Genomic DNA, 2748 nt, shown 5'->3' on the forward strand with positions numbered 1-2748 from the left:
TAGGCTTGGAGGGTGGTCCCCCCATCTTCAGACAGGATTTCACGTGTCCCGCCTTACTCGTGTCCTGGCAATCGCCTGTCCCGTACGGGGCTGTCACCCTTCTTGCCGGCCATTCCAGGCCGTTCCGGTAAGCGTCATGCCAGGCGCTGGCCTGGTCCGCGTTCGCTCGCCACTACTGACGGAGTCTCGTTGATGTCCTTTCCTCCGGGTACTGAGATGTTTCAGTTCCCCGGGTTCGCTTCAAACCCCTATGAATTCAGGGCCTGATACCTTCTCAAACCATCGTAGCGTGAGAGCAGGTCGCCCTGTTCCCACGATACGGTGGCTGAAGGTGGGTTTCCCCATTCGGAGATCCCTGGATCAAAGCTCGTTCGCAGCTCCCCAAGGCTTATCGCAGCGTACCACGTCCTTCATCGCCTCTCAGCGCCAAGGCATCCACCAGATGCTCTTAAGGCACTTGATCGCTCTCATGATCGGTGTCCGGTGATGACCGACAGCCGTAGCTGCCCGTCACCGTCGTCCACGGTCACGATAAAGACCGGCAGCCGGTCCTTTCGGACCCGCTGCCTTATGCTTGCCGAACGCACCCGGGTTCGCCGCTCTCGCAGCGACCCGGGCACATTCCCTCTTCACGATGTCAGATATCCGCAGCCACCCGCGATTGCGTCGATGGTGCGAAGCTCTTTGATCCAGACGACCCTCGACCGCACTGCCACTTTAGCTTTGAAGCCTTGGGCAGGGGAGGGTGGTGGAGCTGGACGGGATCGAACCGACGACCTCATGCTTGCAAAGCACGCGCTCTCCCAACTGAGCTACAGCCCCGTGGGACGCCGCTCGGCAGCGAGATCACCGTCTCCTGATCCTGGTGGGCCTGGGACGACTCGAACGTCCGACCTCACCCTTATCAGGGGTGCGCTCTAACCACCTGAGCTACAGGCCCGTCGCCGGCTCCCGCCAGCGTTGTCCGGATGATGAGAAAGAGAAACGAAGACGGCGTGTCCCGCCAAATGGGCTCTGACTGAGCCCTGGATCCAACGACGCCGTACGAGGAGCGGACCGGCAGAGCCGATCATCCTGACAAACAGCATCCTTAGAAAGGAGGTGATCCAGCCGCAGGTTCCCCTACGGCTACCTTGTTACGACTTCACCCCAGTCGCTGACCCTACCGTGGTCGCCTGCCCCCTTGCGGTTGGCGCAGCGCCGTCGGGTAAGACCAACTCCCATGGTGTGACGGGCGGTGTGTACAAGGCCCGGGAACGTATTCACCGTGGCGTGCTGATCCACGATTACTAGCGATTCCGCCTTCATGCACCCGAGTTGCAGAGTGCAATCCGAACTGAGACGGCTTTTGGGGATTCGCTCCAGGTCGCCCCTTCGCTGCCCATTGTCACCGCCATTGTAGCACGTGTGTAGCCCATCCCGTAAGGGCCATGAGGACTTGACGTCATCCACACCTTCCTCGCGGCTTATCACCGGCAGTCTCCCCAGAGTGCCCAACCAAATGATGGCAACTGAGGACGTGGGTTGCGCTCGTTGCGGGACTTAACCCAACATCTCACGACACGAGCTGACGACAGCCATGCAGCACCTGTGTGCGCGCCCCCGAAGGGGACCCCGGATCTCTCCGGATAACACGCCATGTCAAGGGATGGTAAGGTTCTGCGCGTTGCTTCGAATTAAACCACATGCTCCACCGCTTGTGCGGGCCCCCGTCAATTCCTTTGAGTTTTAATCTTGCGACCGTACTCCCCAGGCGGAATGCTTAATGCGTTAGCGGCGCCACAGAGGTGCATGCACCCCTACGGCTAGCATTCATCGTTTACAGCGTGGACTACCAGGGTATCTAATCCTGTTTGCTCCCCACGCTTTCGCGCCTCAGCGTCAGAACCGGACCAGACAGCCGCCTTCGCCACTGGTGTTCTTGCGAATATCTACGAATTTCACCTCTACACTCGCAGTTCCGCTGTCCTCTTCCGGTCTCAAGTCTTCCAGTATCGAAGGCCATTCTGTGGTTGAGCCACAGGCTTTCACCCCCGACTTAAAAAACCGCCTACGCGCCCTTTACGCCCAGTGATTCCGAGCAACGCTAGCCCCCTTCGTATTACCGCGGCTGCTGGCACGAAGTTAGCCGGGGCTTATTCCTCCGGTACCGTCATTATCGTCCCGGAGAAAAGAGCTTTACAACCCTAAGGCCGTCATCACTCACGCGGCATGGCTGGATCAGGGTTGCCCCCATTGTCCAATATTCCCCACTGCTGCCTCCCGTAGGAGTCTGGGCCGTGTCTCAGTCCCAGTGTGGCTGATCATCCTCTCAGACCAGCTACTGATCGTCGCCTTGGTGAGCCGTAACCTCACCAACCAGCTAATCAGACGCGGGCCGATCCTTCGGCAGCAAGCCTTTCCCCAGAAGGGCGTATCCGGTATTAGCTCAAGTTTCCCTGAGTTATTCCGAACCGAAGGGCACGTTCCCACGCGTTACTCACCCGTCTGCCGCTGACACCACAAGGATGCCCGCTCGACTTGCATGTGTTAAGCCTGCCGCCAGCGTTCGCTCTGAGCCAGGATCAAACTCTCAAGTTGAAGAGCTGATCAAAGCTGATCACAACATAAACGGAAGCACACAACCAACCAGCGTTTCCGCCGGTCGTGTGAGCACCGAAACGTCGAACCAGCATCATCCTACTCACGATCCAGGCCGAAACCCGGATCCGCAGGGACAACGCCGTCCACGCTTCTCTTTCTCAGATA

2 tRNA genes and 2 rRNA genes (1 of these 4 running past the window's edge) are annotated in these 2748 nt (G+C 58.9%); all 4 read right to left on the reverse strand.

Annotated features, from left to right (window positions below):
• A 23S ribosomal RNA gene (locus tag VQ02_RS20130) occupies positions 1 to 463 on the reverse strand; it reaches 2335 nt to the left of the window's first position.
• Between the two features lie 283 nt (positions 464 to 746).
• Positions 747 to 822: transfer RNA gene (locus VQ02_RS20135), tRNA-Ala, on the reverse strand.
• 41 nt (positions 823 to 863) lie between these two features.
• Positions 864 to 940, reverse strand: a tRNA-Ile gene (locus tag VQ02_RS20140).
• A 154-nt stretch (positions 941 to 1094) separates the two neighbouring features.
• Positions 1095 to 2580, reverse strand: a 16S ribosomal RNA gene (locus tag VQ02_RS20145).
• The 16S and 23S rRNA genes sit together here with 2 tRNA genes alongside, the layout of an rRNA operon.
• Positions 2581 to 2748 lie beyond the last annotated feature (168 nt).

The organism is Methylobacterium variabile, assembly GCF_001043975.1.
Taxonomy (GTDB): Bacteria; Pseudomonadota; Alphaproteobacteria; order Rhizobiales; family Beijerinckiaceae; genus Methylobacterium; species Methylobacterium variabile.